At 43.0% G+C, this 25,169-nt stretch carries 26 protein-coding genes and 1 pseudogene; 16 read left to right on the top strand and 11 right to left on the bottom strand.

Features of this window, described 5'->3' with window-relative positions; genetic code table 11:
* Window positions 1-4: 4 nt before the first annotated feature.
* From DW739_RS08405 to DW739_RS08365, 9 genes are all read right to left on the bottom strand, one after another.
* Complete coding sequence (locus tag DW739_RS08405; protein ID WP_117552644.1) at window positions 5-421, bottom strand: DUF3846 domain-containing protein; 417 nt, start codon at window positions 419-421, stop codon at window positions 5-7.
* Complete coding sequence (locus DW739_RS08400; protein WP_117552643.1) at window positions 418-1,248, bottom strand: hypothetical protein; 831 nt, start codon at window positions 1,246-1,248, stop codon at window positions 418-420. Before DW739_RS08400 ends, DW739_RS08405 begins: the two co-directional genes overlap by 4 nt.
* 18 nt (window positions 1,249-1,266) lie before the next feature.
* A complete protein-coding gene (locus tag DW739_RS08395; RefSeq protein ID WP_242994080.1) occupies window positions 1,267-3,195 on the bottom strand; it encodes an LPD1 domain-containing protein in 1,929 nt (642 codons plus the stop codon).
* A gap of 126 nt (window positions 3,196-3,321) precedes the next feature.
* On the bottom strand, window positions 3,322-4,224 hold the full coding sequence (locus DW739_RS08390) for a hypothetical protein (RefSeq protein WP_117468897.1): 903 nt from the start codon (window positions 4,222-4,224) through the stop codon (window positions 3,322-3,324).
* Window positions 4,225-4,306: 82 nt separating this feature from the next.
* Window positions 4,307-4,588 (bottom strand): hypothetical protein, encoded by a 282-nt coding sequence (locus DW739_RS08385; RefSeq protein WP_005361060.1) that lies wholly within the window; start codon window positions 4,586-4,588, stop codon window positions 4,307-4,309.
* Window positions 4,589-4,620: 32 nt separating this feature from the next.
* Entirely contained in the window at window positions 4,621-4,845 is a 225-nt protein-coding gene (locus tag DW739_RS08380; RefSeq protein ID WP_055156485.1) for a hypothetical protein, read from the bottom strand.
* Window positions 4,846-4,858: 13 nt separating this feature from the next.
* Window positions 4,859-5,839: a DUF3991 domain-containing protein gene (locus tag DW739_RS08375; protein ID WP_055156483.1), complete on the bottom strand. Its 981-nt coding sequence runs from the start codon at window positions 5,837-5,839 to the stop codon at window positions 4,859-4,861.
* A gap of 77 nt (window positions 5,840-5,916) precedes the next feature.
* The gene (locus tag DW739_RS08370) at window positions 5,917-6,789 is read right to left on the bottom strand and encodes a DUF6017 domain-containing protein (RefSeq protein WP_005361053.1); all 873 of its coding nucleotides are present in this window, start codon (window positions 6,787-6,789) and stop codon (window positions 5,917-5,919) included.
* Window positions 6,790-6,818: 29 nt separating this feature from the next.
* The gene (locus tag DW739_RS08365) at window positions 6,819-7,340 is read right to left on the bottom strand and encodes a DUF5720 family protein (protein ID WP_005361050.1); all 522 of its coding nucleotides are present in this window, start codon (window positions 7,338-7,340) and stop codon (window positions 6,819-6,821) included.
* Window positions 7,341-7,597: 257 nt separating this feature from the next.
* Here DW739_RS08365 and DW739_RS08360 point away from each other — a divergent pair.
* The 7 genes and pseudogenes from DW739_RS08360 to DW739_RS08330 form a co-directional block, all read left to right on the top strand.
* Window positions 7,598-7,780 (top strand): annotated as a pseudogene (locus tag DW739_RS08360) (site-specific integrase); the annotation flags it as partial.
* Complete coding sequence (locus tag DW739_RS08355; RefSeq protein ID WP_009247526.1) at window positions 7,770-8,105, top strand: hypothetical protein; 336 nt, start codon at window positions 7,770-7,772, stop codon at window positions 8,103-8,105. The pseudogene DW739_RS08360 and the gene DW739_RS08355, both read left to right, overlap by 11 nt.
* Window positions 8,095-9,249 carry an AAA family ATPase gene (locus DW739_RS08350; protein ID WP_009247525.1) on the top strand — a complete coding sequence of 385 codons (1,155 nt, stop codon included), beginning with the start codon at window positions 8,095-8,097 and terminating at the stop codon, window positions 9,247-9,249. Before DW739_RS08355 ends, DW739_RS08350 begins: the two co-directional genes overlap by 11 nt.
* Before the next feature lie 334 nt (window positions 9,250-9,583).
* Complete coding sequence (locus tag DW739_RS08345) at window positions 9,584-10,744, top strand: plasmid recombination protein (protein ID WP_009247524.1); 1,161 nt, start codon at window positions 9,584-9,586, stop codon at window positions 10,742-10,744.
* Between the two features lie 26 nt (window positions 10,745-10,770).
* Window positions 10,771-11,148, top strand: a complete 378-nt coding sequence (locus DW739_RS08340) for a TnpV protein (protein WP_009247523.1) — start codon at window positions 10,771-10,773, stop codon at window positions 11,146-11,148.
* 453 nt (window positions 11,149-11,601) lie between these two features.
* Complete coding sequence (locus DW739_RS08335) at window positions 11,602-13,146, top strand: ATP-binding cassette domain-containing protein (protein ID WP_009247522.1); 1,545 nt, start codon at window positions 11,602-11,604, stop codon at window positions 13,144-13,146.
* A gap of 84 nt (window positions 13,147-13,230) precedes the next feature.
* Window positions 13,231-13,728 (top strand): aminoglycoside nucleotidyltransferase, encoded by a 498-nt coding sequence (locus DW739_RS08330; protein ID WP_009247521.1) that lies wholly within the window; start codon window positions 13,231-13,233, stop codon window positions 13,726-13,728.
* 312 nt (window positions 13,729-14,040) lie between these two features.
* Here DW739_RS08330 and DW739_RS08325 read toward each other — a convergent pair whose 3' ends face one another.
* Complete coding sequence (locus tag DW739_RS08325) at window positions 14,041-14,595, bottom strand: hypothetical protein (RefSeq protein ID WP_118742910.1); 555 nt, start codon at window positions 14,593-14,595, stop codon at window positions 14,041-14,043.
* Window positions 14,595-15,710, bottom strand: a complete 1,116-nt coding sequence (locus DW739_RS08320; RefSeq protein ID WP_207665577.1) for a DUF262 domain-containing protein — start codon at window positions 15,708-15,710, stop codon at window positions 14,595-14,597. Before DW739_RS08320 ends, DW739_RS08325 begins: the two co-directional genes overlap by 1 nt.
* 881 nt (window positions 15,711-16,591) lie before the next feature.
* On the opposite strand from DW739_RS08320, the gene tnpB reads away from it, so the two are divergent.
* The 9 genes from tnpB (at window position 16,592) to pheS (ending at window position 25,157) form a co-directional block, all read left to right on the top strand.
* Window positions 16,592-16,918 (top strand): IS66 family insertion sequence element accessory protein TnpB, encoded by a 327-nt coding sequence (gene tnpB / locus DW739_RS08315; RefSeq protein ID WP_347560990.1) that lies wholly within the window; start codon window positions 16,592-16,594, stop codon window positions 16,916-16,918.
* A gap of 295 nt (window positions 16,919-17,213) precedes the next feature.
* Entirely contained in the window at window positions 17,214-17,570 is a 357-nt protein-coding gene (locus DW739_RS08310) for a hypothetical protein (RefSeq protein ID WP_118673108.1), read from the top strand.
* A gap of 21 nt (window positions 17,571-17,591) precedes the next feature.
* Window positions 17,592-18,626: an alcohol dehydrogenase gene (locus DW739_RS08305; RefSeq protein WP_118673109.1), complete on the top strand. Its 1,035-nt coding sequence runs from the start codon at window positions 17,592-17,594 to the stop codon at window positions 18,624-18,626.
* Window positions 18,627-18,651: 25 nt separating this feature from the next.
* The gene (locus DW739_RS08300) at window positions 18,652-19,626 is read left to right on the top strand and encodes a Gfo/Idh/MocA family oxidoreductase (protein WP_118742909.1); all 975 of its coding nucleotides are present in this window, start codon (window positions 18,652-18,654) and stop codon (window positions 19,624-19,626) included.
* A 3-nt stretch (window positions 19,627-19,629) separates the two neighbouring features.
* Window positions 19,630-19,893, top strand: coding sequence for an acylphosphatase (locus DW739_RS08295; protein ID WP_182427964.1), 264 nt, complete (start codon window positions 19,630-19,632; stop codon window positions 19,891-19,893).
* Between the two features lie 19 nt (window positions 19,894-19,912).
* The gene (locus tag DW739_RS15305; RefSeq protein WP_270707184.1) at window positions 19,913-20,035 is read left to right on the top strand and encodes a hypothetical protein; all 123 of its coding nucleotides are present in this window, start codon (window positions 19,913-19,915) and stop codon (window positions 20,033-20,035) included.
* A 167-nt stretch (window positions 20,036-20,202) separates the two neighbouring features.
* Window positions 20,203-21,723 carry a putative basic amino acid antiporter YfcC gene (gene yfcC, locus DW739_RS08290; RefSeq protein WP_118468203.1) on the top strand — a complete coding sequence of 507 codons (1,521 nt, stop codon included), beginning with the start codon at window positions 20,203-20,205 and terminating at the stop codon, window positions 21,721-21,723.
* An 86-nt stretch (window positions 21,724-21,809) separates the two neighbouring features.
* Entirely contained in the window at window positions 21,810-22,958 is a 1,149-nt protein-coding gene (gene iadA / locus DW739_RS08285) for a beta-aspartyl-peptidase (protein ID WP_118742907.1), read from the top strand.
* Window positions 22,959-24,113: 1,155 nt separating this feature from the next.
* Complete coding sequence (pheS, locus tag DW739_RS08270) at window positions 24,114-25,157, top strand: phenylalanine--tRNA ligase subunit alpha (protein WP_022359088.1); 1,044 nt, start codon at window positions 24,114-24,116, stop codon at window positions 25,155-25,157.
* The last annotated feature ends 12 nt before the right edge of the window (window positions 25,158-25,169 follow it).

The following is a 25,169-nucleotide window of genomic DNA, read 5'->3' as shown; positions in this document are numbered from 1 at the left end:
CTTTCTACAAATCCGGGCCGGAATGGTGCATCCTCGGTTTTTCCCGGTGTTCATTGGTTGCAGGCTGCTTGACTGCAATGATCTCGCCGGCAATCCTTGCAAATTTTTCAGGGTACTTGAACTGCTCCCCGTATTTCTCCATCAAGTCCGGGGAAAGGTCTGTAAAATCTTCCTCGCCAAGACCAACGATCAGAAAATTCCCGGACACAATATCATAAACGTGGCCGTCATCATCAAAGAGAGCCCGGTTCAGAGGCAGTCCCATCAGCTTGCCTTCATCATTGCAGATCAGAGCCACCGGGTCCTCATACGGATAGACCGCCTGAATGTCTCCACCCACTGCCGCCTGCAAAGATTTCAGACCGCTTTCAATCTCCGCAGCATAAGGGGACTTGCCCGGCTCTACCATTAACACTTTCATAACTGTATATCCTCCTTCTTTTTCATTGCCATACCGGGAGCGGCTGGCGTTTTTTCCTGGGTTTTTGCCACAGAGAGCTTCCCCAGGACGGAAGGCTTCTCCTGGTTTTGGGGCGTAAAAATACCGCCCTCCGAAACCTCGGCGGCGGCATGTTCCGTTTTGGTCTGTTCCAGTCCTTCAACCGTATAACCAGGTAAGAGAGTGCCATGAACCATAAAATGACGCTCATATTCTTTCGGAATTGGCGGGGAAATTTCCGTGAATAAATGGGAATAGGCTTTCTTCCGCCCGTCCAGGTATTTTATGGCTGCATTCTTATCTGTATATCGTTTCTGGTTTTGTCCGGCAATCTTTTCTCCATATCCCTGCTTCGGGGAATGAATACGGACTTCCCATGTCACATACCAGGCAACCGGAATACTCTGTTTTGTTTCCCTGTCATATTTCGTATCTTCCCAAATACTGCAGGTCATCTGATAGACCCGGTTGCTGATTTTCTGATCCGCCCTCCAGTTATCGGTGTCTTTCCACTGATTGCCGGTATGTTCAATCTCAGGTGTACGAAGATATTCCAAAGCCCGGTTGATCGTCTGTGTTGCCGCTGCCTGCTGTTCCCACTGTTTTGCGGCAGCCACCACGATTTCATAGGCTTTCTGCTCCCCGTCGATACTTCCCTGGCGCATGGCTTCCAGGCTATCGGTTCCCATTGTGATCAGTGTAGAAATATCCACATTTTCACAAACTACGCTGTGCTCAATTTTAAGCTCCGATCCCGGCGTCAAGTGGTCGCCATACCGGTAGGCACGATAATCTTTATTTTCTTCCAAAATGCTGTTCACCTCCTGCTATATTTCCGGCTCGTGGTTTTTTCTGGAAAACGTCTGTGCCGGTGATTTTTTATCTGCCGGCCTGTTTGCCGCAAGCTGATCCATCACGGAAGGACGGCCGACGCCGAACATGGATAGCTGCCCGTCCGCCGCCTCACGAAGTTCAGAAACAGAGAGGGGAAGCGTTACATCGGCATGGGTCAATAGCTGTTCCCGTTTCAAATCCTGAATGATCTCGTCAAAAACAGCGTTGATTGCACGGCGTTCTTCCCCCACAGGGAAGGCTTTCAATACCTCCATTTCTCCGTCTTTACCGGAAACCAGGGTAAGGGCACAGTCGGCATGGCCTGCCAGATAATCCGATGTGTAGGGCAGTTTGTCCTTGATATAACAGGCAAAGGCTCTGGCTGTCATTTCCACATTGCTGTCCCAATAACCGCCGTCTTTTTCACATTCTTTTCCCATGCGTACCGAATTACGGTAAAAATCAGTTTCCGTCCGTCCAATCTGCGGAGCTTCCTGCGCCTGCATCCCGGAAAGCATACGCTCAAAAATTTCCAGCCGTTCCCGTTCACTTTTGGGAATTACCCGGCCGGTAACATTCTTCTTAAATGCGCTGATCTGTTCCACAGAGCCGGGTTCGCCGGACAAAAATGCTTCCCGCAAGACTGCGTAGGTTTCCATCTGTTCCTCATTGCCATACCGTTTCAGGGAGGCAAGAACCGAGGAATCCAGCCAGCTTGCCGCATTTTTCCGGGTGCGTTCTGTTTGTGCTTCCGTGCGCTTTGCTGCCTGTTCCGGTGTTTCCGGTTTATACTTCATGGTGTCAATGAGTTTTTGGAACGGCGCATAGAGGTGGGGCTGTTCTGACAGCATCCCTTTTGCTCCCATCTTTGTACCAAGATAATCGTCAAGTCCATGCCACCATTCATGTGCCAGGGAACCGGCCCCGTGCATTTTTGTAAGATTGATGACTGTACGCAAAGGTTCATAATGAGCTGCAGCATTGCCACTGCCTCTTGCACCAAAAGCGATAGCAAGTGTTCCCTGATAAGCAATATCTTTATCGCTGATCTTAAGGGCTGACGCCAGATCCTTTAGTGCTTCAAATCCCATGTTAAGGGAGGTCTGCCGGTCGTTCTGGTTCATCCAGTTTCCAAACTCACCGCCGCGGAACCCAAAGGTATCAAGATAATGCTGTCCGGTGATCTCCACGCCATTCCGATAATCCGGTCCGGTACGTTTGACATGGGCAAGCTGTGGAGGGACAAAACGGATCTTTCCGTTTTTGTTCCTGCCTTTGGCAAGTTCCTGCACCCATTTCAGGGCAGCTTCTTTGGTCTCAAAATTGGTCCGCAGGATCGAATAGCCTTTTGTCACATAGTAGGTACCGGGTTTCCAGTCCCCATTTTTAGAATAGGTCTGTTTCCCGTCGTTGAAGTGGATCGCATAACCTTTCGGTATTTTCTGCTCTTTGGAAACACAAAACTGTTCCTTTTTTGCTTTCTGAGCAAAGTTGCGCTCAAAATATTCAGCCGAGCGGATCAGCATGGTATTGGACAATTTGTTTGTAATCACGGGATTGTCCTGACCCTTTTTCGTTGCCCGGTAATGGATTCCGCTTACCCAGCCCTGTACCTTTTCTAAATATCCATTGTCAACGAAAAAGCGGTCATAGGCTCTCATGGCATCCTCCACAGTACGGACATCTGAAAGCACTGTCTGCAATTCCCGGACTGTTTTTATATACTCCTTTTGCCTCGCAGTCCGTTTTTCCGGGGTGTCATCCGTGCGGTAATACTGAGGAGAGGCGTTTAAGCCGTCCCTTGCTTTTTTGATAAAATAGACCACGCCAAGAGGAATCCCTTCCTCCAGCATGGCTGCATAGTCCGGCTTTTTCCAGACATTATCCTTTTTCACAAATTTTTCGGCTTCGCGCTCATTCATGGCTTCCAGATCATCCGCATACAGCCCGCGGTCTTTCCACAGGTCTTTTTTCGCACCGCCGATCTTTTCACCGAAATCTTCATGCACTCCTGCCAATCTTCATCACCTCCAGTCAGTGTAAAATTCTTATCGCTCCGGGGCAGGGCGACGTTCTTCGTTTTTGTGAAGTTGTGGGAGGTTTCCTGTGAGCCGGTCAGTTTCCCTGCGGATCAGTTTGTCCAGAGCGCCTAAATCCTCTGGTGCAATGGCAAACTCCCGGTAATTTTCATACCACAGGCCCGTAGAGATTGCCGCGATGGGCGCAATTTTCTCCGAACCGGATGGAAGAAGGCGATACACAGGGGCTTCGTCATAAAGAAGCATCTGCTTTGCCGTTCCCTGTGGTATGCGGTACTTATCCATATCCGGGTTCTGGGCTGCCTCCATATATTGCATATTCAGGCGTTCTTCTAAATCCTGGGGCATATAACGAAATGCCTGATCCATCCACTGTCTGAACATCGTGGAATAGTGGTACTGCCATTCCGTAACTTGATTCGGGGCATAAGAAAACCCCCAACTTTTCAGAGCATCTTTTTCGTAAAGCTCCATTTCAGTCCATTCTTTCAGGCTGACCGTAGCCGCTGAACCATCTTTGCGTTCGATATTGACGCCGCAAGGATAGAGGATATTTCTTTTTATATCCTGCCGCAGCGTGTCTAAATCCATCATCAGGACATCTCCGTACAAGTGACCGCCCTCTCTGCGATCCGTATGAAACAGGAAAGCCCTCGCTCCGATAAACTCCGTTGTTGAGATCATTTGATAAAGATCCGCCGTAGAACAATAAGCAAACAAAGCGTCGGAAAGCCATATGTGATTTTTTCCCATGATGGCAATGGAATCAGCCCCGGTATTTGTCGCCAGAGAACGCATATTAAATTCGCATTCCCTAAGAAAATCTCCGGCAAAAATATGGAGCTCATACGCAAAGACGGATAAGTCTGTATCACGGATCAAATGAATCTGCGGTAGTGGTTCCTGATTCAATCAAATTCCTCCTTTCATGTGAAGCAGCTCTTTGACCTGCTCATTTTCCGCAAACGGCTGGCTATCTGTCTCCGCCATTTAATCAATCCCTCCCATCTGCCGGTAGCTGCCCGCCGGCAATCTTGCCGACAATCTCCGGACCGGTTTCATAAATCTGCATGAGGCGTTTTGCTGTGCCGCAGGGCTGTGCAGCTCCGCTGGTCCAAAGACGCACTGTGGATGGGGCAACATTCATCAAAAGAGCAAAGCCCTTTTCGTTCATGTCCAGCTTTTTCATCAGCGATTTAACCATATCGGGGCCGTAGTCTGGACACCGGGAAGCCTCGGCAATCATCTGCAAAGCGGTATTTTCAATTTTTTTCATTTTCAAATCCTCCTGTTATTTGTTTTCCAGCCTTATGCCGGAGCAAAGCTGATCTGGTTGTGTTTCATCCTTTTGGCAAAATCCGGCAGCGAATAATTTACCCCGTCAATTTCTGCATGGGTGTCATCCAGACGATGACAAACAGCAAAGTGCCTGTCCCCGTTTCCATAGAACAGGCAGAGTAAACCATTGTCGGGAATGGAAAACAGCGCTTTTCCGGCGCTGTCTGTAAAGCAGATATGTTGAGATCCATTCATGTTGAAATCCTCCCTAAATTGAAACAGCCGCCTCTTTTGGGCGGCGTTGGTGCTGGCTGGTTTGCAGTTGTTCCCGAACCAGCAGCAATTTCTCATTGTAATCTTTTCCCATCCGGGGAGGGTTGACACTTACCCGGATATGACGGAAACGTTTATCCTCGTGAAGCATGGTCTTGATTTTCCGGGCATTGACAAATCCGGCAAGGTCGTGGTCCATATAAAGGGTAACACGCCGGATCTCCGGGTGGCGTTCCAGGAAAGAAGTCAGCGCCACATGGGAAGTACCTCCCAAAGACAAGCGGTAACCATTCCATTTCCATCCCTCCAGCTCTTGAAGTGTCGCATGGGAAAGCGCATCAATAGGAGCTTCAAAGACTGCCACATGCCGGCTGCCCGGACTTTGCGGGGGATAACAAAAGTTATATCCTTTGTCGCTGCCATAGACATCCTTTTTGAGATTGCCGCTGATACTGCGCATACAGGCAAACTTCGCTTTCCCGGAATCATCTTTCCCAACAAACACACAAACCGGTTCTCCATGATACCGGGCTTCGTAAAAAATCCCGGCTTGTAAACACTGGCGAATGACTTCTGAGCTGATCCCCCGTTTCTGCAAATAGGAGACCGCAGCGGTCGCGCAACGTCTGGCCCAGGGGAGAGCGAATGTTTTCTTTTCCGGCTCTTTTGATACCTGTATTTCTGCCGTACTTCGGTAAGCCGGTTCCTGTGGGATTTCGCCACCTACCAGAGCATGAACCGCATCCACAAGACCATATCCCCGAATCTGGATCAGGTAGTCCAGCGCATTGATACTCCGTCCGCGGCTGTTCCAGTACCAGTACCTTTTCCCGGTCACATATACCAGACTGTCATGCTCCTTATGCCGGAAATTAGGTCCATCCTGTTTCAGCACGCCGGGTTCATGGAATTGCAGGTAAGTAAACAAGTCAGCTTCCCGCGCTGCCTGAATCTGTTCTTTGGTTACGCCGGGCATAGTACCGGCACAGTGTTTCTTTTCATTGTGCTTTGCCTCCTTCCTGTGATGAAATGAAAAAAGACACCCAAAGGTGCCTAACAGCCGTACAGGTCGTGATTGACCTCGGCACGGTAATAGCTGTCCATTGTAGCCGGGGCATTATACAGCGCCGCCAGCAGATACGCTTTGATGTTTCCGACCTTCGTTGTGTTCTTGTCGATACAGTCAAAGACATACTCTAAGTGGCCGGAATTGATCTTCAGGAACCGGCTCTTGACGATCTCCCTCGGAAAATCATCTCCGGCAATGCGAATGTAAGGGCGTTTCGACAAAATCACTTCAAGCATAAGTTCAAGGGCTTCATCCAAACGTTCCCTGCCATACCGTAAGACCAGTAAGTCATATTCAATATTTTCTTTGATGATTTCACGATAGGCTTCTATCAGCTCTATCCGATCCATCCCATCCGTGCGGTTTGCCGCTTCCGGCTCTGCCGGATAGATTGATGGATAAGTTATTGATTTATCTTTTTTTGATTTTTTTGTTTTTAATGGATTAGTATTTAATTGTGCCGGATTTTCCTGTTCAGGTTCCGCCTGTTTAGGTTTTGCCTGTTCTGGTTTTACCTGTCTTGGATTTTCCCGTTTAGGTGAAAGCCCTGTGTTTTCGGTACTTACAGGCTGCTCATGGATCGTATATTCAATGTCTCCCAACTGCCCGTTATCATAGCGGAGGCGCTGTCTGGTGAGATAACCATGCCGCTCCAGTTCCTTCAGGGCAGTAGTGATAGAATCCACACCATCCTTGCAGATATGGGCGAGTCCCTTTGTGGTATAATCCCAATCTTCCGGCAGCGACAACATAAGTGATAAAAGCCCCTTTGCCTTTAAGGACAACTCCGTATTGCGCAGATGGTGATTGCTCATTATCGTAAAGTCCTTTGTTTTCTCTACACGGAATACTGCCATTGTACCGCCTCCTTTCTTCGACTATTCCGTTACAAGGCATGATCCCTGCGGTCATAATGGAGATGACCGTCAGAGACCTTCGCATGGTTTTTCAGTTTCACTTCGCCCCGTTCCTGGCTCTCTAAAAATTTCTGATAGCCGGCATCTGTAAGGAACAAGCGCATCTTATCGCCTTTGTCGCCAACAGGGGAATCGTAAGACAATACATCAAAGACGATCATGTGCTTTACTTCTGGATCAAAGCGTTCAAGTGCCATGATGTCATGCCCCTTCAATTTTTCTGCCCCTGATTGTTGTCTGGCCTCGGCGATCTTTTCTCCAATCGTCCGGGCTGGATAGGGCAGACGGTAATTCTTCTGAATATCTTTTACCAAGTCCATGCACTCTGCATTTGACAGAACACGAAGTTTTGCCATAAGACCTTCTGCCGCCTCCCGCTGTTCGGAATTATTTGAATACCGCACGGTCATATAAAGTTCATTCAGGATCTTTGTCTGATAATCGCCCTCCACTTGAAAGAGCAGCTTTTTTTCCATTTCGTTTAATTCCATGTGGATCTCCTTTCTCTCGAAAATGAGTATGAAAAAAGGGCGTCCACCTATAAAAGTGAAACGCCCACGGCAACCAGCGGTCAGACATAAAGCCGGACCGCTGGCACTATTAAATTTTGTCGTTAATAAAACAGCCTCCTTTTTTCTTTATAGTTTTCGTCAATTTTCAACTTGGAAAAGGAATTGAATAAAAGACGACAAACGCTCAAACCCCTTGAAAATAAAGGCTTTTTCTGTTTGTCGTTATTATACCGTAACGGCACAGCCACATTTCACTCTTGATTGATATGGGCTTTTCTGCGGTGGCGATTGCTGACCGAGTTGGTCACGAAAGTATTGATATTACTTATCAGTACGCACACCTCTTTCCGTCAAAGCAGATTGAGATGGCAGAAAAATTAGATGATTTAGGGAAAGGAGATTTTGAAAATGTCAGCTAAGAACAGAGATAACAAAAATCGTTGGAGGAATATCACAGTAGGGTTTCGAGTATCGCCCGAAGAAAACGAACTCATTAACAGAGCTGTAGCTCTATCAGGATTGCCAAAACAGGAGTATTGTTACCGCCGTTGCTTAAATCAGGATGTGGTGGTACAGGGCAATCCGAGAGTGTATAAGGCGTTGAAAACGGAATTTGCCACAGTCCTTGCGGAACTGAAAAGGATTGAAGCAGGAAAAGGTGTGGATGATGAACTGCTGAGTGTAATAGAACTGATTTCCATTATTCTCGGCGGTTTGAAAGGAGAGGATGCGAATGGAGAATAAAAAAGAAATGACTATTCCAAATGTATCTGCGGCAACAGATGCGGAACAGTCACTTTCCAAATGTACTGACAATAGTATAGTCAATCAGGATACGGATTTCAAGGGGTACGAGCAATCTTTTGAAGAAATGCAAAGGGAAATACTCAGACAGTTAGACCCTTCCTATCTGAAAACAGTATCAATGACAACGCTGTATGATACGGTGTTTGAGGTTCAGACACCACTTATCGACGGTCTGCTCCAAAGGGGAACTTACCTTTTCGTAGGTTCCCCGAAAGTGGGAAAGAGCTTTATGATGGCACAGCTTGCCTATCATATCAGCACAGGCACACCGCTTTGGGAGTATAAGGTGCGTAAGGCAACGGTGCTTTATTTTGCCCTTGAAGATGATTACCCACGTTTGCAGAAGCGATTGTTTCAGATGTTCGGTGCAAAGGAGACAGGCAATCTGTATTTCGCAACGGAATGTAAAACGGTCAATGGCGGACTGGAAGAACAGATAAGAGGGTTTATGAGGGAACACCCAGACACAGGCTTGATTATCATAGACACCTTAAAGCGTGTGCGTGAAGCAGGCGGAGCAGATTACAGCTACGCAAGTGATTATGATGTTGTGGCAAGGCTGAAAGCGTTGGCAGACAGTTACAAGGTTTCAATGCTTATTGTTCATCATACACGCAAACAAAAATCGGAAGATATATTCGATATGATTTCAGGCACGAATGGTCTGATGGGTGCGGCAGACGGTGCATTTGTTCTCAGTAAGGACAAGCGTACTTCCAACAATGCCACACTTGATGTTGCTGGCAGAGACCAGCAGGATATGAAAATCCATCTTGTAAGGGACAGCGAGCGATTGGTGTGGAACTTTGCAAAATCGGAAACGGAGATGTGGAAAGAACCGCCCGAACCTCTGCTTGAGAAGATAGCGGATACGCTCTTTTCGGAAAGTGACAGATGGGAAGGAACTGCTTCGGAACTTTGCGAAAGGCTTGCGGTGGATATAAAGCCGAATGTACTTTCTTTAAGGCTCAGTATCAACGCAAGCAGGCTGTTTCGTGATTACGGTATCCGTTATCAGAACAGCCGCACACACGACGGAAGAAAGGTTTCACTTTGGAAAGAAACCGAGCAGACGGCGTGACAAACGGTGTCAAAGGTGTCAATGTTTTTGAGAGCAGCACGCTGTGAAAAACATTGTCACCATCGTCACACTTTGACACCGGATAAAGTTTAGGGGAGTGTGCAGAGAGTGCCTTTTCAAAGGCGGCTCTTTGGTCTCGCCTGCTGGCTCGGTCGGTTCGCAGGCGTGTGTGCCACCGGCACACGCTCACCCCTCGGAGAGCCTTCGGAGAACGCAAAACCTGTTTACAGGTCGCATTTTTGATGGGTGTACCCGTCAAAAGTGCTTTTGCGTTACTTTTGACAAAAGTAACAAAACCTGAGAATGTTGAAATTTACAGATGGGAGATGAAAAAATGCAGAGAACGATAAGTGCAATGGTCGGTAAAGGCTCGGTCAATCACAATAGCCGAAAGTTCCGAGCAGAAAATGTAGACGGAACTCGTACTCATCTCAATATCGACTACTGCAATGAAAATATAAAGACAGTTTATCACGAATTGTTTGATGAAGCATTGGAAAGATACAATGCCAAGCAGATAAGGTCAGACCGAAAGATAAAAGATTATTATGAAAAAATCCGAAGTTCCAAGCAGGAAAAACCGTTCCACGAAATCATTTTACAGGTGGGCGGTAAGGGAAATATGAACGCCGATACGGAAAACGGAGAACTGGCAAAGCAGATTTTAGATGAATACTATCAGGGTTTTCAGGAGCGAAATCCACAGCTTCGGGTGTTCTCGGCTCATCTGCATATGGATGAAGCTACACCACATCTGCACATAGATTTTGTACCTTTTACCACAGGCAGCAAGCGTGGACTTGATACAAGAGTGTCACTAAAGCAGGCTCTTGCAACGCAAGGTTTTAAGGGCGGCAGTCGTGGCGATACGGAGTGGTCGCAATGGATACAGTCCGAAAAAGAACAGCTTGCGGCGGTGATGGAACGTTATGGGATTGAGTGGGAACATTTAGGCACACACGAAAAACATCTTTCTGTTTTGGATTATAAAAAGCAGGAAAGAGAAAAAGAAGTGGCGGCATTAGGTGCGAAAATCGAGCAGAAACAGATTGAATTTGATGTGTTGTCGGAACGAGTATTGAACTATGATAAGGCAAAAGACGAGCTGTCAAATCTTGAAATAGAGCTTGATACTGCACCGAAATATCAGTTGCCAGAACCAGAGAAATTTATGACTGCAAAGGCATATAAAACCAAAATGGCAGAGCCGGTTGTAAGGAAATTGAAGCAACTTGTCAAAACGGTGCTTGCCCGCTGCTTTGAGGGGTGGGACAACTATCATAGGCTGAATACAGCGAATGCACAGTTATACCGCACCAATCAGCGTTTGGAGAAAGTCAATGAAAGATTGACCGAAGAAAACAAAATCCTAAAAGCAGAAAATAAAGATTACAGCCTGCTCCGTAAGGTTTTTGGTCGCAAACAGATAGATGATTTGTTGGAGCAGGCAAGAACAGTTAAAGGTCGCAAGCGTGATAATACACGATCACGATAGACAAAAATCACAGGAGGAAAAGGAAAATGACAAAGACAATTTTTGAAGAAATGGGCGGAACTTATAGACAGGTGGGTGATTATTTATTGCCGAACATCACAGTACCAGCCGAAGAAGAAATAGAGCCGATTGGTTTATGGGGGAAACGACATGCAAGGCATTTAAAGGAACACTATAAAGTGTTATATATGAACCTGCTGACAAGCGGAAAGCTGCATAGTTATCTTGCAGAAGTCGATAAGCAAGCAGAGGATATGTTTCTTCGACTGGTAAAGGAATATGCCGACAGACAAGATGTGACGGAACAATTAAAGAAAGATAATCCCTACGAATGGATTGGAAGAATGAATAATATTCAGGCTTGTGTGAGGGAAGTTGTAGGAACGGAGTTGATTTACACATAAGCGTTTTACGGTATGGTGCTCCTGCGTTTGCTGGAGTGCTGTGGTTGTGGTTGTAAAGAGGTTGTGAAAGATTGAATTTCGTAATGGTTGGATGTATAATTAGGAAGTGAAAATTTTAATTTGCACTTCCATAAGGTGAAATGTATTGACACAAAAAATACAGTATGATAGTATTGCCATTAGAAGAAAGAAAGGCACATTTTGTGTAAGGTGAGGAAATGATTAATAGATAATTTGATTTAAGTAAGACACATATAGTTATTGAGCCTGTAGAGAATAGGTTTGTTTTGTGTACGCTTAAGTTGGATTATCGCAAGAGGCATTTCCTTTGTTTTCCTTTTGGAAAAGAAATAAGGGGCTATTTAGCGAGTCTATTTTTGCGTATGCAAAAAAGACTCGTTTTTGTGTGTTCAAAATAATAATTGGCTCAGACTTCGAAAAGGAGAAACTTTAATGTTGCAGATAAAAAAATTAAATTTAACACATAAAAAAGACCTGAGAATAATTCTTAATGATTTCAACCTTGTGCTAAATGATGGAGATAAGGCAGTTATTATTGGAGAAGAGGGAAATGGGAAATCGACATTAATGAAGTGGATATACAATCCGTCGCTTGTAGAAAACTATATAGAAGCAGATGGGGAAAGGATAATGGGACACGAACGTCTTGGTTATCTTCCGCAGGAGATGCTCGATGAAGATAAGGAAAAAACAATATACGAATATTTTTCTGAAGAGGAAATATTCTGGGAGAAAACGCCTAAAGAATTGTCTGTTATTGCGGGAAAATTTGGAATGAAAAATGATTTTTTCTACAGTAACCAGACAATGGGTAGTCTTTCAGGAGGCGAAAAAGTCAAGACACAACTTATGAGGCTTTTCATTCGCGATGTTTCTGTGCTGTTGTTGGACGAACCTTCCAATGACATCGACATTGCGACGCTTACATTACTGGAAAAAATCATAAATGACTGGAAGCACATTGTGCTTTTTATTTCACACGATGAAACGCTGATAGAGCGTACTGCCAACATGGTGATACATATCGAGCAGATTATACGAAAAACAAAGGCGAGATATACCGTGGCAAAGCTTCCCTATAGACGCTATGTGGAAGAACGGCTTCATAAATTTGAAATCCAAAAACAGCGGGCACTGAGTGACCGTAGGGAGAAAAAGATTCGCGATGAAAAATATCAAAGAGTTATGCAGAGTGTACAAGGTGCATTAAGAAGTTGTACCAGACAAGCACCGTCTGTTGCCAAAAACTTAAAGGACAAAATGCATACGGTTAAGGCAATGGAACGAAGATTTGAAAAAGAAGATGAAAATATGACTCAGATGCCGGAACAGGAAGAAGCAATCTTTGTCAAATTAGGGGATGAAAACTCACACATTCCCGCAGGAAAAACGGTCATAGAATATGAACTTTCAAAGCTTGTGACTCCGGATGGCAAAAGAATTTTAGCAGAAGGAATTCATTTAAAAATAAAAGGTTCAGAAAAAATCTGTATGATAGGAGCCAACGGGGCAGGAAAAACGACTCTTCTAAAAAAGATAGCGGAAGAACTCCTAAATCGGAATGACATTAAAGCAGAATATATGCCTCAAACTTATGAAGACCTGCTGGATTTGGATGTTACACCGGTTGATTACCTTGATAAAACAGGAGATAAAGAAGAGCGTACAAGAATTAGAACATACCTTGGTTCACTTAAATACACACCAGATGAAATGGAGCATCCGATTCGGGAGTTATCAGGCGGACAAAAGGCGAAAGTGCTTCTCTTGAGGATGAGCTTAAGTGGTGCAAATGTTCTTATTCTGGATGAACCGACAAGAAATTTTTCACCATTGTCCGGTCCGGTAATAAGAAAAATGCTCCGAGAATTTCCGGGGGCTGTCATTAGCATTTCTCACGATAGAAAGTATATTGAAGAGGTGTGCGATAAAATATATCAGCTAAATCCTAATGGATTACAGCTAATTGGTGATTGATAACAAAAAGGATGAAAGACTGACAAATTTCAGGCTTTTAGTGAGTTGGAAAGCATACAAAGATTTGAATTTGGAGGATAGATTATGGTACGTACAGAAGATGCATGTGAAATTATAAAATATGCTTTGCAAAACGAAATTAAAGTATATTTAGATGGCGGATGGGGTGTTGATGCACTTCTTAAAAGAGAATCAAGAATACACAATGATATTGATTTGTTTGTTGAACTGAAACATTATCATGATTATATTTATGTGATTAAGCAGCATGGATTTGAGGAAGTAAATACTGATTATACAACGGATGGTCATACTGTCTGGAAAGATGATAAACAAAGAATCATTGATTTACATTGTTTTGAATTTACAGATGACGGAATTGTTTATGAGGGAGATATATTTCCATCAAAAACTTTTTCCGGTATTGGAAAAGTTGGAGATATAACTGTTTCTTGTATTGAACCATTGAGTCAGGTAATGCTTCATTTGGGATATGAACACGATAAAAATGATGTGCATGATGTGATGCTGTTGTGTGAAACATTTCAAATAGCAATACCAGATGAATATAAGGAAAAGTAAAATTTCAGTTTTGTGTTGAATCTCTAAGCAAAATAGCTTATAATTTGACATGCTACATATAGTTATTATCCACAGTTATCGAGTAGGTGTTATCAATGCCGATAACAAAATGATAACATTAGCTCGTATAGGCAGGATAATATGGATATATCAAATAATCAAAAGAACGAGAAACATTACAGAGAATAATTCCTAAACAAAAAGCGTTAGTCTTTGTAGAGTTTGAGTAAAAAAATGGAGCTCGGAAATCCAGTGTTTATGCGGGTTTCCGGGCTCTTGTTATGTGATTTGAGTACAAATTGAGTGTAAAATTTAGACAATTGGGGGATCTAAAATCAAATCTGATATTTCGATTATTTTATTAATATAAATGGTATAATAGCTACTAGAGGTTCTACGATTTATTTTTGTTAAATAACTATCTGGTTCAATAAATGTTCCATTTCCTAAACACGTTTTGATATATTTTGTTCTTGATTCGTTACTTTCATGTGCTATGTAATTGCGTAAGGTAATCATTTGGTTAAAAAGAGTATTATTATCAGCTACATTGAAAATAATGTTAAAGGGGCTGTTTACAAAAATGTGAGGTGCTAATGTTTCGATTTTTTTGATATAATCAATGTATTGCTTGTCACCTCGTAGAATTGCACGTAAATGTTCCTCATCGGTAAAAGCTAATTTCCTTTGAGGGCAGTATCCCTTACTGCTTGGAACACCAATACAATAACTTTCAAAAATTTTTGAGAGATATTGTTCGAACTTTACATATATTTTAAAAAAACTGGCTTCATATAATAAGGCTATATTAGGTTGCAAGGAAGCATTACATTGTTGGATATAGGTTTTTAAAGCGTCATTTTCCATTATAAATCCCCTGCAATATAGTTGCTTAAGAACTTGACTCGTTCAAATCTTTCTGTTTTATTTGTTGTTCTAGTACGATGTAACTTCTCAAATTCAGTAAATTCAACATACATATCGTACCATGAAGCTTTGTCTATGATACAGCGTTCAAAATGATTTTCAAACTGTGCAAGTCTATCTAATAAACAAGGCATATGTTCGCTTATGTGTTCACTTGAATATTCGGATTTGCGAGGTGCATCTAAGACTGGCAATCCATATAATTGATGGACTAATGCAGCAAAAAGGGTATAAAAATATTGTTTTCCAGAAAAACAATGAATGTTGCCATTAAGGTATTCATAGATAGAATTTATTACCTTCATTGTTAAATCAAATTTGGGCTTAATGGTTTCATAATCATCAAAAGATTTATCAAATTTGCCGTAAAGCCTGTCTATGCTTGTAGGAGTATCGGAATCAATACCATTAATAAAAATATTCAATAACATTGAAACTAATTCAACATCATCCATTCTAGAAAACTGTTTGTCGGTAAAAATTTTGTTATTGTAAAAAATATCACGATATTCTGCAGCCGTATTGTATGCAGCGACTTTAAATTCGCCCCAGAATTTTGAGTTTCGGATTTCTTGGCGATTTAATACGCAATTGTTCGTGTTTAAACGTGCAAACATATCATAAATAACGGTATCATCTTTTTCACTAATTACTTCTACAAACAAATCATAATCTAAAAATTGCTCTTGGACATCTTCATCTAAATCTTTATAATACATTCCGCCAAATTCTTCATTGTGAGATTTTGAAATTGAAAATTTATTATCAACGAATTCCGTAATAGCACGTAATCGTTGTTGGCCGTCAATGATTTCTCTATAAGTTTTTTTTGTGGCAACATCTATTGCTTGTCGCATAAAGATTGGAGGAATAGGCAAACCTCGAAGAATAGTATCAATTAAGTATGATTTTGCCTTTTCGTTCCAAACGCTATTGCGCTGATATTTCGGAGATAATTCTAATTCCCCATTGTCATACCACTGTAAAATATCATTGATTTGAATTATTTTAGGTGCTTTTTTTTTGAGCATAGCTATGACCCCATTGATTTTCATGATTTTACCTCCTCATTTAAGGATATAGAATAGTATGTAATCCTATGAAGAGATAATACATATATTATATACGATTTTATGAAAAAAAGAAATATTAGACAAAAAAATAGAACGCCGTCGCAACGCCGTCCTTACAAAAACACATAGGTTTTTATGATTCTGAAAATATTATATGCGTGTTGCTCCGATTTGTCAATATTTCCTGGCCAAAATGTCTTGACAAATTATAGCATTTTTTCAAAAGAACGCAGAAATAACTTTGCATGCAAATTCGTAATTGCTTTTGATTAATTCATTACTTTTAAAGAAACTTTTTTTCTCTGGCATTCGATTGAAGAACAAATATTTCAGTTCTTTTATTCTATGATGCCTCACCTTATCGGATACTACTAATTTGTATACATAAAGTAGGCAAAAGTCTTTTGATAACAATTTGATAACGGTTGCATGAGAGCCATTATTCTTGTAATCCAGTGGTTTTAGGGTTAGAGAATGATGACAGGTGGTTGTGCAACAAATAAATCCATATTTATCTAAAAAGCCCTTAGCTGTGGGTATAAAACTCATAGCTAAGGGCTTTTGTCGTGCTTATTTATCTGGTTTGAGTTTGTCTTGGAACATTTCGACCGTAAATGGTAAACCACACATCTCTAGAACTACACCTCCAAGTTTGAGATAATGTTGGAAAAGTTGTACAATACACTTTTCCCATTTTTCACACTAGGAGGTTAATTATGAACACCAAACTTGCCACAGCACAGATCCGTGTAAAAAACTGGGCTGCTATTATTCAGGAGCGCAACGAATCTGGTCTGTCTGTCAAAGATTATTGTGCACAGCATCAGCTTTCATGAGACTCTTATTATTACTGGCTCCGCAAAGTGAAAGAGGCCCTGCTTGTAGAAAGCGGCTTTGTTGAAGTAACGCAGCCAAAGCAGTTCCCTGTGCAGAGGTCTGTAACAGCTGATCCAAATGAAATGTTAACGCTCAAATTCTTCTGTGGTTCCAGTAACCGGAAGATCAAAGGGCTGGCCTGGGAGGAAGACGGCTTCCTGCTTATTTATAAGCGGCTGGAGGTGGGAACTTTTCAATGGCCCCGATCGGAAGCGGAAGCCCGGAACATCACTTCGGAGCAGTATCATCTGCTCATGAGCGGATACTCCATAGATCCATCTGTCCATAAGATCGATCCAAAACATCCAGTGTGACTTTTGTACAAAACAGAGAAGTTTTCTGTTTGATTCGAAAGCCTGTATGGGGATAAAAAGTTCTGTTTTTTATCCGCTTAACATGAATTGTGGACAGTCTTCTCTGCCACATGAAAAGTAAGCCGGATCCACCTGTTTTCAGGCAGCCTGGAAGGTATTCTCTACAGAAAGAACTGCTTTTGGAGCAGGAGTTTTCCACCGTCAAAATACCGAAAAGATATCGGTCTGATTTTTGTGTTTTTTCGCTTCTTCTGTTATACTGGATCCATAAAAGCGAAGGAAACTGATCGTCCGTATGGCACTTGCGTTATCAAAAGAACAGCTGGCAAAACTGAATAAAAAAGATATCCTGCAGCTCTTGCTTGAAAGCATGGAGCAGGAAAAAGAATTACGTAGCCAGCTGGCTGTTCTTACGGATGAGTTGAAACGGACAAACCAGCAGATGCAGGTGATCCTTGAAAAATGGAACCTTGCGCAGGCAACTCGCTTTGGACGTTTTTCTGAAAAAATGACATATGATACCGGAGCCTGCCAGCAGTTGGAACTAGCCATCATGTACGCGGAATGTTTCAATGAAGCAGAAGCATGTTTTTTACGGCAAATCTTGCTAATAACCCCAGGTTTCGCCTATAATAGGATTCAGTATGAATAATAGAAAGAAGGGGGTTAAGCAATGCAGGCATATACATATATTTCTAAGGGAAAGTTTGAATTAGTGGAAAAACCAAAACCGGTGCTTATGCACGAACGGGATGCGATTGTAAAGGTAACACTGGCCAGCATCTGTTCCAGTGATCTGCATATCAAACACGGAAGTGTGCCGCGGGCGGTCCCTGGAATTACAGTCGGTCATGAGATGGTAGGAATTGTGGAAGAAGTTGGGTCAGCGGTGACCCATGTGAAGCCGGGGGACAGAGTCACTGTAAACGTAGAGACCTTCTGTGGTGAATGCTTTTTCTGTAAAAATGGATATGTAAATAACTGTACGGACGAGAATGGCGGCTGGGCCCTGGGATGCCGTATCGACGGCGGGCAGGCCGAATATGTGCGGGTTCCATTTGCAGATCAGGGATTAAATAAGATTCCGGATGGAGTGACGGACCGGCAGGCACTGTTTGTGGGAGATGTGCTGGCGACCGGCTATTGGGCGGCGAGAATCTCTGAGATCACGGAGGAAGATACGGTTTTGATCATCGGTGCCGGTCCGACGGGTATTTGTACCCTTCTATGCGTAATGTTAAAGAAACCGAAACGAATTATTGTCTGCGAGAAAGATGAAAACCGCGTCCGCTTTATAAAGGAGCACTATCCGGATGTATACACCGTTTTACCGGAGGAATGTCTGGAATATGTTCAGAAAAACAGTGATCATGGCGGAGCCGATGTAGTCCTTGAGGTGGCAGGAGCCCCCTCTACTTTCCGGTTAGCCTGGGAATGTGCAAGGCCTAATGCAATCGTCACAGTGGTAGCGCTCTATGACGAAGCCCAGACGCTGCCGCTTCCGGATATGTATGGCAAGAATCTTACCTTTAAAACCGGCGGTGTAGATGGATGCGACTGTGAGGAGACGCTTCGCCTCATTGCAGAGGGCAAGATCGATACGGAACCGCTTATTACTCATACCTATCCGCTTAGCCGGATCGAAGACGCATACGAGCTTTTTGAGAACAAGAAAGATGGAGTGATTAAGGTAGCGGTGGAGTGCTAGTTGGATAAAGAAAGGTAAGAGATACATGCAGAACATCAGATGGGCAGTTCTTGGAACCGGAGTGATTGCAAATGAAATGGCCGTGGCCTTAAAGAAAAACGGGCGAAACATCGATGCGGTGGGAAACAGAACCCATGAGAAAGCGGTTGCATTTGCAGAAAAATATGGGATAAAAAAGGTATATGATAATTATAATGACATGTTTACAGACCCGGATATTGATGTAATCTATATCACAACTCCCCATAATACCCATATTAATTTTATGCGCAGGGCAATTGAGAATGGAAAGCACATTCTGGTCGAAAAATCTATCACCTTAAACAGCCGGGAACTGGATGAGGCAATTGCTCTGGCGGATAAAAAGGGTGTTGTCATAGGTGAGGCCATGACGATTTATCATATGCCGATTTATAAAAAGCTTAAAGAGATTCTTGAGTCAGGGAAACTTGGAAAGGTGAATCTGATCACTATGAATTTTGGAAGCTTCAAAGAATATGATATGAACAACCGCTTTTTTAATAAAAACCTGGCAGGAGGTGCCATGCTGGATATCGGGGTGTACGCGCTTTCCTTTATTCGGTGGTTTATGGATTCCAAGCCGGATCAGCTTTTATCTCAGGTAAAACCGGCACCTACCGGAGTGGATGAACAGGCAGGATTGCTGCTGATGAATCAGGAAGGCCAGATGGCATCTGTCATGTTGTCGCTGCATTCCAAGCAGCCGAAAAGAGGCATGGTATCCTGTGAAAAGGGATATATAGAAATCATGGAATATCCGAGAGCCTGGGAAGCGAGAATCACCTATACAGATTCCGGAGAAACGGAAGTGATTCAGACCGGTGAGCATGCAGATGCGCTGGTCTATGAGCTGGCGGATATGGAGAAAGCCATCCGTGGGGATGCAGAATGCATGCATTTGGATTATACAAAAGATGTGATGGATATGATGACGGAATTCAGAAAAGAATGGGGATTTCAGTATCCGGAGGAGATGTAAATTATGGTACGAAAACACATCTTTTTTTCAGGTGATGTCCAGGGCGTCGGCTTCCGCTACCGCTCCTTTTATATCGCCCAGTCCCTTGGCCTGGCCGGCTGGGTGGAGAACCTGTGGGACGGAAGAGTGGAGATGGAAGTGCAGGGAAGCGAAGCTTCCATTCGGGAAATGTTAGCTAGGATTCAGCAACAGAGATGGATCAACGTGGCGGATATGGAGATCACAGAGATTCCCTGTGAAGAAGAACGGGGATTTAAGATAAGATAAAAACGAGGGGAATGTTACTATGTTTATCAATTTTTCCAATCATCCAAGCAAACTTTGGGCAGAGGAAGAGAGAAATGCGGCTCTTCAGTATGGCACGATTGAGGATCTGGCCTTTCCGCAGGTTCCGGAAGGCGCAGTCTAATCACTGGCTAAGCCAGTGGTCATGATTTGCATTACCAGAGCTAATTCCGTTTTTTGATGTATAAAAATACAGAAGAATGACATAAAATATGTAAATTTTCACTTGGATTTTACGCATTCTATGGTACACTAATATGGTATATCAAAAAATGGGAGGAAGACTCAAAAATGAGCAAAAAAGAAGAAAAAGGGCTAAAGTCCTTTAACAAGGGATTCCAAGTGCCAGATACCTACATTATCATCTTTTTAGTAGTCGTTATCGCAGCACTTCTGACATTTCTTGTACCAAAGGGATTTTACGAAACACAGGATATTTCATATATGATCAATGGTGTTGAGAAAACCCGTACAGTAATCAAGGACGGAAGTTTCCAGTATCTGACAGATGATGCAGGAAATGTAGTAACAGAAGGAGTAGCACTCTTTAGCGGAGATGGTGGAACAGGATTCTTCAACTATATGTATAACGGAATCGTAAATAGTTCTGCAATCGAGATTATCGCATTCCTTATGGTAGTAGGTGGTGCATTTGGTATCATGATCCGTACAGGTGCGATTGAATCTGGATTGATCGGATTGATCCGTAAGGCCAAGGGAGCAGAAAAACTACTGATTCCGATACTTTTCGTACTGTTTTCTCTTGGTGGAGCAGTTTTCGGAATGGGAGAAGAAGCGCTTCCGTTTACTATGATTCTTTGTCCGTTGTTTGTAGCAGTTGGATATGATTCAGTTATCGCAGTTCTTGTTACTTATGTTGCCACACAGATTGGCTTCGGTTCATCTTGGATGAATCCGTTCTCTGTAGGCATTGCACAGGGTATTGCAGGTATTGACGTATTCTCCGGTGCAGGATTCCGTATGGTAATGTGGGTCGTATTTACAGCACTCGGCTGTGGAATGACTATGTTCTATGCATCAAAGATTAAAAAGAATCCGACAATCTCAATCGCATATAAGACGGATTCATATTTCCGTGAGCAGAATGAAACAACAGGAATTGACGAAGGACATTCATTTGGTCTTGGACACATTTTAGTCCTTCTGACACTGGCTGTTACAGTAGTATGGGTAGTTTGGGGAGTTATGACTCAGGGATACTACATGCCGGAGATTGCAACACAGTTCTTTATTATGGGAATTGTTTCCGGTGTGTTTGGAGTTATCTTTAAACTGAATGATATGAAACTGAATGATATTGCAACATCTTTCAAAGATGGAGCAAAAGACCTGATCGGTGCTGCCCTTGTCGTTGCTATGGCACAGGGAATCATGCAGGTTCTTGGTGGTTCTGATCCGACAACACCTACAGTTATTAATACAATTATGTATAATATTTCAAATGCATTGTCTGGAGTTTCCGGAGCAGTTGCAGCCGTACTTATGTATCTGTTCCAGTCCGTATTTAACTTCTTCGTTGTATCCGGAACAGGACAGGCTGCCATCACAATGCCGATCATGGCTCCGCTGTCAGACCTGTTAGGTGTTTCGCGTCAGACAGCTGTAGTTGCATTCCAGCTTGGTGATGCATTTACAAACCTGATTGTTCCTACATCCGGATGCTTGATTGGATCTCTTGCAATTGCAAAGATTGAGTGGTCTAACTGGATTAAATTCATGTGGAAATTCCTTGGTGTCTTAATGATTGGTGCAATCATTACAGTTCTTGTTGCAGTTGGAATTGGATTCTAAAATATGTATTTTATCTCAGTCGAGAAGATTCCCACCTCTTTTGGTGGCGAGTAATAGCAAATTTGTCTCAGTGGGAGTGATTTGTGATGAAATTAATTCAGAATATTGATGTTTATGCTCCACAGCATCTGGGGAAAAAAGATGTACTTATAATCAATGATAAGATTGTTAAGATTAAAGATGCGGGTTCTATATCCGCAGACGGATTTCTTTCTGAGACAGAAAGGATCAATGGAGAGGGGCTACTTTTAACTCCGGGATTCATTGATAGTCATGTTCATGTACTCGGAGGCGGTGGCGAAGGCGGATTCGCCAATCGTACTCCGGAAGCAACCATGGAAGGACTTACGAAGTTTGGAGTGACAACCGTTGTTGGCTGCCTTGGAACAGATGGAATCGGTCGTGATATGTGTGCACTGGTTGCAAAGACAAAAGGATTGAATGAGCAGGGAATGTCTGCATACTGTTATACCGGAAGTTATCAGATTCCGGTCCGCACGTTGACTGACAGTATTGTGAAAGATATTATGATGATTCAGGAAATCATTGGAACGGGAGAAATCGCGATCTCTGATCATCGTTCTTCACAGCCGACTTTCGAGGAATTTGCACGTGTCATTGCGGATACAAGGCTTGGTGGTGTTCTTTCCGGGAAAGCTGGCATTGTAAATGTTCATCTGGGCGATAGTCCGAGATGCTTAGATCTGATTGAACGAGTAGTCGATGAGACAGAGATACCGGCAACTCAAATACTGCCAACACATATCAATCGAAATGAGATGCTTTTTGGCAAGTCGATTGAGTATGCACTGAAAGGCGGAGCAGTAGACTTTACTGGAAATGAAGATATTGACTATTGGGAAACTATCTGTGATGAGGTACGTGTATGTAATGGTATCAAACGGATGTTAGATGCAGGAGTAAATCCTGACCGCATAACAATTTCTTCTGACGGGCAGGGAAGCCTTCCGATGTACAGTAGTGATGGAAAATTCCTTGGAATGGGCGTTGGACAGTCCAGCTGCCTTCTGAAGGAAGTAAAGGAATGTGTATTTAAAACAGAAATTCCTTTAGAAATAGCAATTTCTACAATTACATCGAATCCAGCAGATATTCTTTGTCTTAAGGGAAAAGGTAAGGTTGAAGAAGGCTATGATGCGGATCTTTGTATTCTCGACCAGGAACTTCAGCTTGTTGAAGTGATTGCAAAAGGGAATACAGTTTATAAAAAATAAAGGATATCAGATGTGAGAAGCATCAGTCACTTAGTTGGCTGGTGCTTTTTTGCGTGCTTATACAGTTGATAAAATGATAACCTTTCATAAAAAGAGATGCCGTCTGCTGGTAGAATTAAAAAGAAAAAAAGTTGTTGACATACACCACAAATATAATAACAATTCTAAATGTTTGAATTATAATTATTCTATATGATAGAAGAAGGAGATAAATAATAAATGGATGATTCCTTTCACTACTTGGGAGAGTTATTCTTTTATCTATTTAAGCGACCGGCTTAAGGCAAAGTTGACGGTATATCGGACGTTTTGTCCGAAATCATAGCCTGATCCCTTCTTTTATATACGACAGTATGCCTGAGATACCTTTAGCCAGCCGATAATAGCTGAAATGGATTTTTTCTTTTATAGGGTCTGCTTTCTGTATGATTGCAACCTTCAGGGCATGCGTTTCTGATTTCATGGATATATGTGCCAGAAATGCCATGCACAGGGTAATATAAAAATTTAGGGCATTGATTGCAGTGAGCTTCCTTACACGGAAGTTTTCAAACTGAAACATCTGCTTTTTTAGAGGTTTCTGGGCTTTGTGCTTGCAAAATGCTTGCAGTAAGTAAAATTTCTTATAATTTGAAAATACCAAGATGAAAATATCAATGAAAATATCAAGGAAAGAAATCCCTTGACATTTCCCACCAACATGCCTAAAATAATAAACAGATTGCATACATGAAATCAATCAAACCAAACAAACCAAAAGCTATGATCGTGTTTTATAAGATACTGTTTCCGGTCAGAGAGAAGAGGTCAGCGGCTGTGAGCCTTTTTCCGTTCAGACAGATATCCGAATTTCCCACGGGAGCTGCATTGCTGAAATTTAGAGTAGGCATTGCCGTCTGGTGTACGTTACATACCGGAAAGTGTCTGTGGCAGACGAAAAAATGACCTGCCGACAGGAAGCTGGGTGGTACCGCGGTATAGATATGATCGTCCCTTTGCACGTTTTGTGCGAAGGGATTTTTTTATGTCATGTCGCAAGCGACCGCGCGAGACGCCCGAATGTGCCAGAGAACATCCTTTATGCACAAATTCGTGTCCACAAGTTAAAGCAATATCAAGATAAAAAGCAACAAAAGTAATAGAAGGAGAGAAATCATGCAGGATTTAAAAGAACTGAATGAAGTGATCACTGCGATCAAAGAGGAAATCCGCCAGGGTGCGGATGCTCTGACGACTTCCAAGAGTGTCTATGAGTTTAAGAAGACCTTTCTGGATAATAAGCAGGGCAGAATTGGTCTGCTGATGAAAGAAATGCGCAATGTTGCCAATGACCAGAAAGCGGAATTTGGTAAGACTATCAACGGCGCCAAGGAGTGGGCAAACAATTTCTTTGACGAGCTGGATCAGAAATTAAAAGAGAAAGAGCAGCAGCAGCGCTATGAATCGGAGAAGATTGATATCACGATGCCGCCGGTTAAAATCCGTTACGGTAATCTGCATCCAGTTACGACGGTCCGCAATCAGCTGACGGATATCTTCACCTCTATGGGATTTGAGGTATATGAGGGAACCGAGATCGAGACCGATTATTATAACTTTACAGCTTTAAATACACCGCAGGATCATCCGGCGCGCGATATGCAGGATACATTCTATCTGTCTCCGGAATTCTTGCTCCGTACCCAGACATCGGCTGGACAAGTTCATGTCATGGAAGCGAAAAAACCGCCGATCAAGGTTGTTTCCCCGGGTAAAGTATTCCGTTCTGACGATGATGCGACCCATTCTCCGATGTTCAGCCAGATGGAAGGTCTGGTTGTTGATGAGGGCATCACCCTGTGTGATTTAAAGGGTATGCTGGATATGTTTGTTCAGAGAATTTTCGGTGAGCAGACAAAAACGAGACTTCGTCCGTCCTATTTCCCGTTCACGGAGCCGTCTGTTGAGGTCGATGTAAGCTGCTTCCAGTGCGGCGGCAAGGGCTGCCGTCTGTGCAAGGAAACAGGCTGGATCGAGGTCCTCGGCGCTGGTGTGGTAAATAAGAAGGTACTGGAAAACTGCGGCATTGATTCCAATAAATACAGTGGATTCGCATTCGGATTGGGTCTGGAGCGTATCGCAATGCTGAAATACGGCATCAACAACATCAAGATGCTTTTTGAGTCTGATCTGCGTGTGCTGGATCAGATCGATGACTGATCAGGACAGGAG

The sequence above is a fragment of the Clostridium sp. AM28-20LB genome (assembly GCF_003480665.1).
In the GTDB taxonomy this organism is placed as follows: domain Bacteria; phylum Bacillota; class Clostridia; order Lachnospirales; family Lachnospiraceae; genus Otoolea; species Otoolea fessa.
The sequence above is the reverse complement of the archived record's forward strand: the minus strand, read 5'-3'. Positions and strand labels throughout refer to the sequence as shown.

Bases quoted from the DNA above. Each gene is read 5' to 3' on its own strand.
- DW739_RS08405 (WP_117552644.1), bottom strand. From the start codon at position 421: ATGAAAGTGTTAATGGTAGAGCCGGGCAAGTCCCCTTATGCTGCGGAG.
- DW739_RS08395 (WP_242994080.1), bottom strand. From the start codon at position 3,195: ATGAATGAGCGCGAAGCCGAAAAATTTGTGAAAAAGGATAATGTCTGG.
- DW739_RS08385 (WP_005361060.1), bottom strand. From the start codon at position 4,588: ATGAAAAAAATTGAAAATACCGCTTTGCAGATGATTGCCGAGGCTTCC.
- DW739_RS08380 (WP_055156485.1), bottom strand. From the start codon at position 4,845: ATGAATGGATCTCAACATATCTGCTTTACAGACAGCGCCGGAAAAGCG.
- DW739_RS08375 (WP_055156483.1), bottom strand. From the start codon at position 5,839: ATGCCCGGCGTAACCAAAGAACAGATTCAGGCAGCGCGGGAAGCTGAC.
- DW739_RS08370 (WP_005361053.1), bottom strand. From the start codon at position 6,789: ATGGCAGTATTCCGTGTAGAGAAAACAAAGGACTTTACGATAATGAGC.
- DW739_RS08365 (WP_005361050.1), bottom strand. From the start codon at position 7,340: ATGGAATTAAACGAAATGGAAAAAAAGCTGCTCTTTCAAGTGGAGGGC.
- DW739_RS08355 (WP_009247526.1), top strand. From the start codon at position 7,770: ATGTCAGCTAAGAACAGAGATAACAAAAATCGTTGGAGGAATATCACA.
- DW739_RS08350 (WP_009247525.1), top strand. From the start codon at position 8,095: ATGGAGAATAAAAAAGAAATGACTATTCCAAATGTATCTGCGGCAACA.
- DW739_RS08345 (WP_009247524.1), top strand. From the start codon at position 9,584: ATGCAGAGAACGATAAGTGCAATGGTCGGTAAAGGCTCGGTCAATCAC.
- DW739_RS08340 (WP_009247523.1), top strand. From the start codon at position 10,771: ATGACAAAGACAATTTTTGAAGAAATGGGCGGAACTTATAGACAGGTG.
- DW739_RS08335 (WP_009247522.1), top strand. From the start codon at position 11,602: ATGTTGCAGATAAAAAAATTAAATTTAACACATAAAAAAGACCTGAGA.
- DW739_RS08330 (WP_009247521.1), top strand. From the start codon at position 13,231: ATGGTACGTACAGAAGATGCATGTGAAATTATAAAATATGCTTTGCAA.
- DW739_RS08325 (WP_118742910.1), bottom strand. From the start codon at position 14,595: ATGGAAAATGACGCTTTAAAAACCTATATCCAACAATGTAATGCTTCC.
- DW739_RS08320 (WP_207665577.1), bottom strand. From the start codon at position 15,710: ATGAAAATCAATGGGGTCATAGCTATGCTCAAAAAAAAAGCACCTAAA.
- DW739_RS08310 (WP_118673108.1), top strand. From the start codon at position 17,214: ATGGCACTTGCGTTATCAAAAGAACAGCTGGCAAAACTGAATAAAAAA.
- DW739_RS08305 (WP_118673109.1), top strand. From the start codon at position 17,592: ATGCAGGCATATACATATATTTCTAAGGGAAAGTTTGAATTAGTGGAA.
- DW739_RS08300 (WP_118742909.1), top strand. From the start codon at position 18,652: ATGCAGAACATCAGATGGGCAGTTCTTGGAACCGGAGTGATTGCAAAT.
- DW739_RS08295 (WP_182427964.1), top strand. From the start codon at position 19,630: ATGGTACGAAAACACATCTTTTTTTCAGGTGATGTCCAGGGCGTCGGC.
- DW739_RS15305 (WP_270707184.1), top strand. From the start codon at position 19,913: ATGTTTATCAATTTTTCCAATCATCCAAGCAAACTTTGGGCAGAGGAA.
- yfcC (WP_118468203.1), top strand. From the start codon at position 20,203: ATGAGCAAAAAAGAAGAAAAAGGGCTAAAGTCCTTTAACAAGGGATTC.
- iadA (WP_118742907.1), top strand. From the start codon at position 21,810: ATGAAATTAATTCAGAATATTGATGTTTATGCTCCACAGCATCTGGGG.
- pheS (WP_022359088.1), top strand. From the start codon at position 24,114: ATGCAGGATTTAAAAGAACTGAATGAAGTGATCACTGCGATCAAAGAG.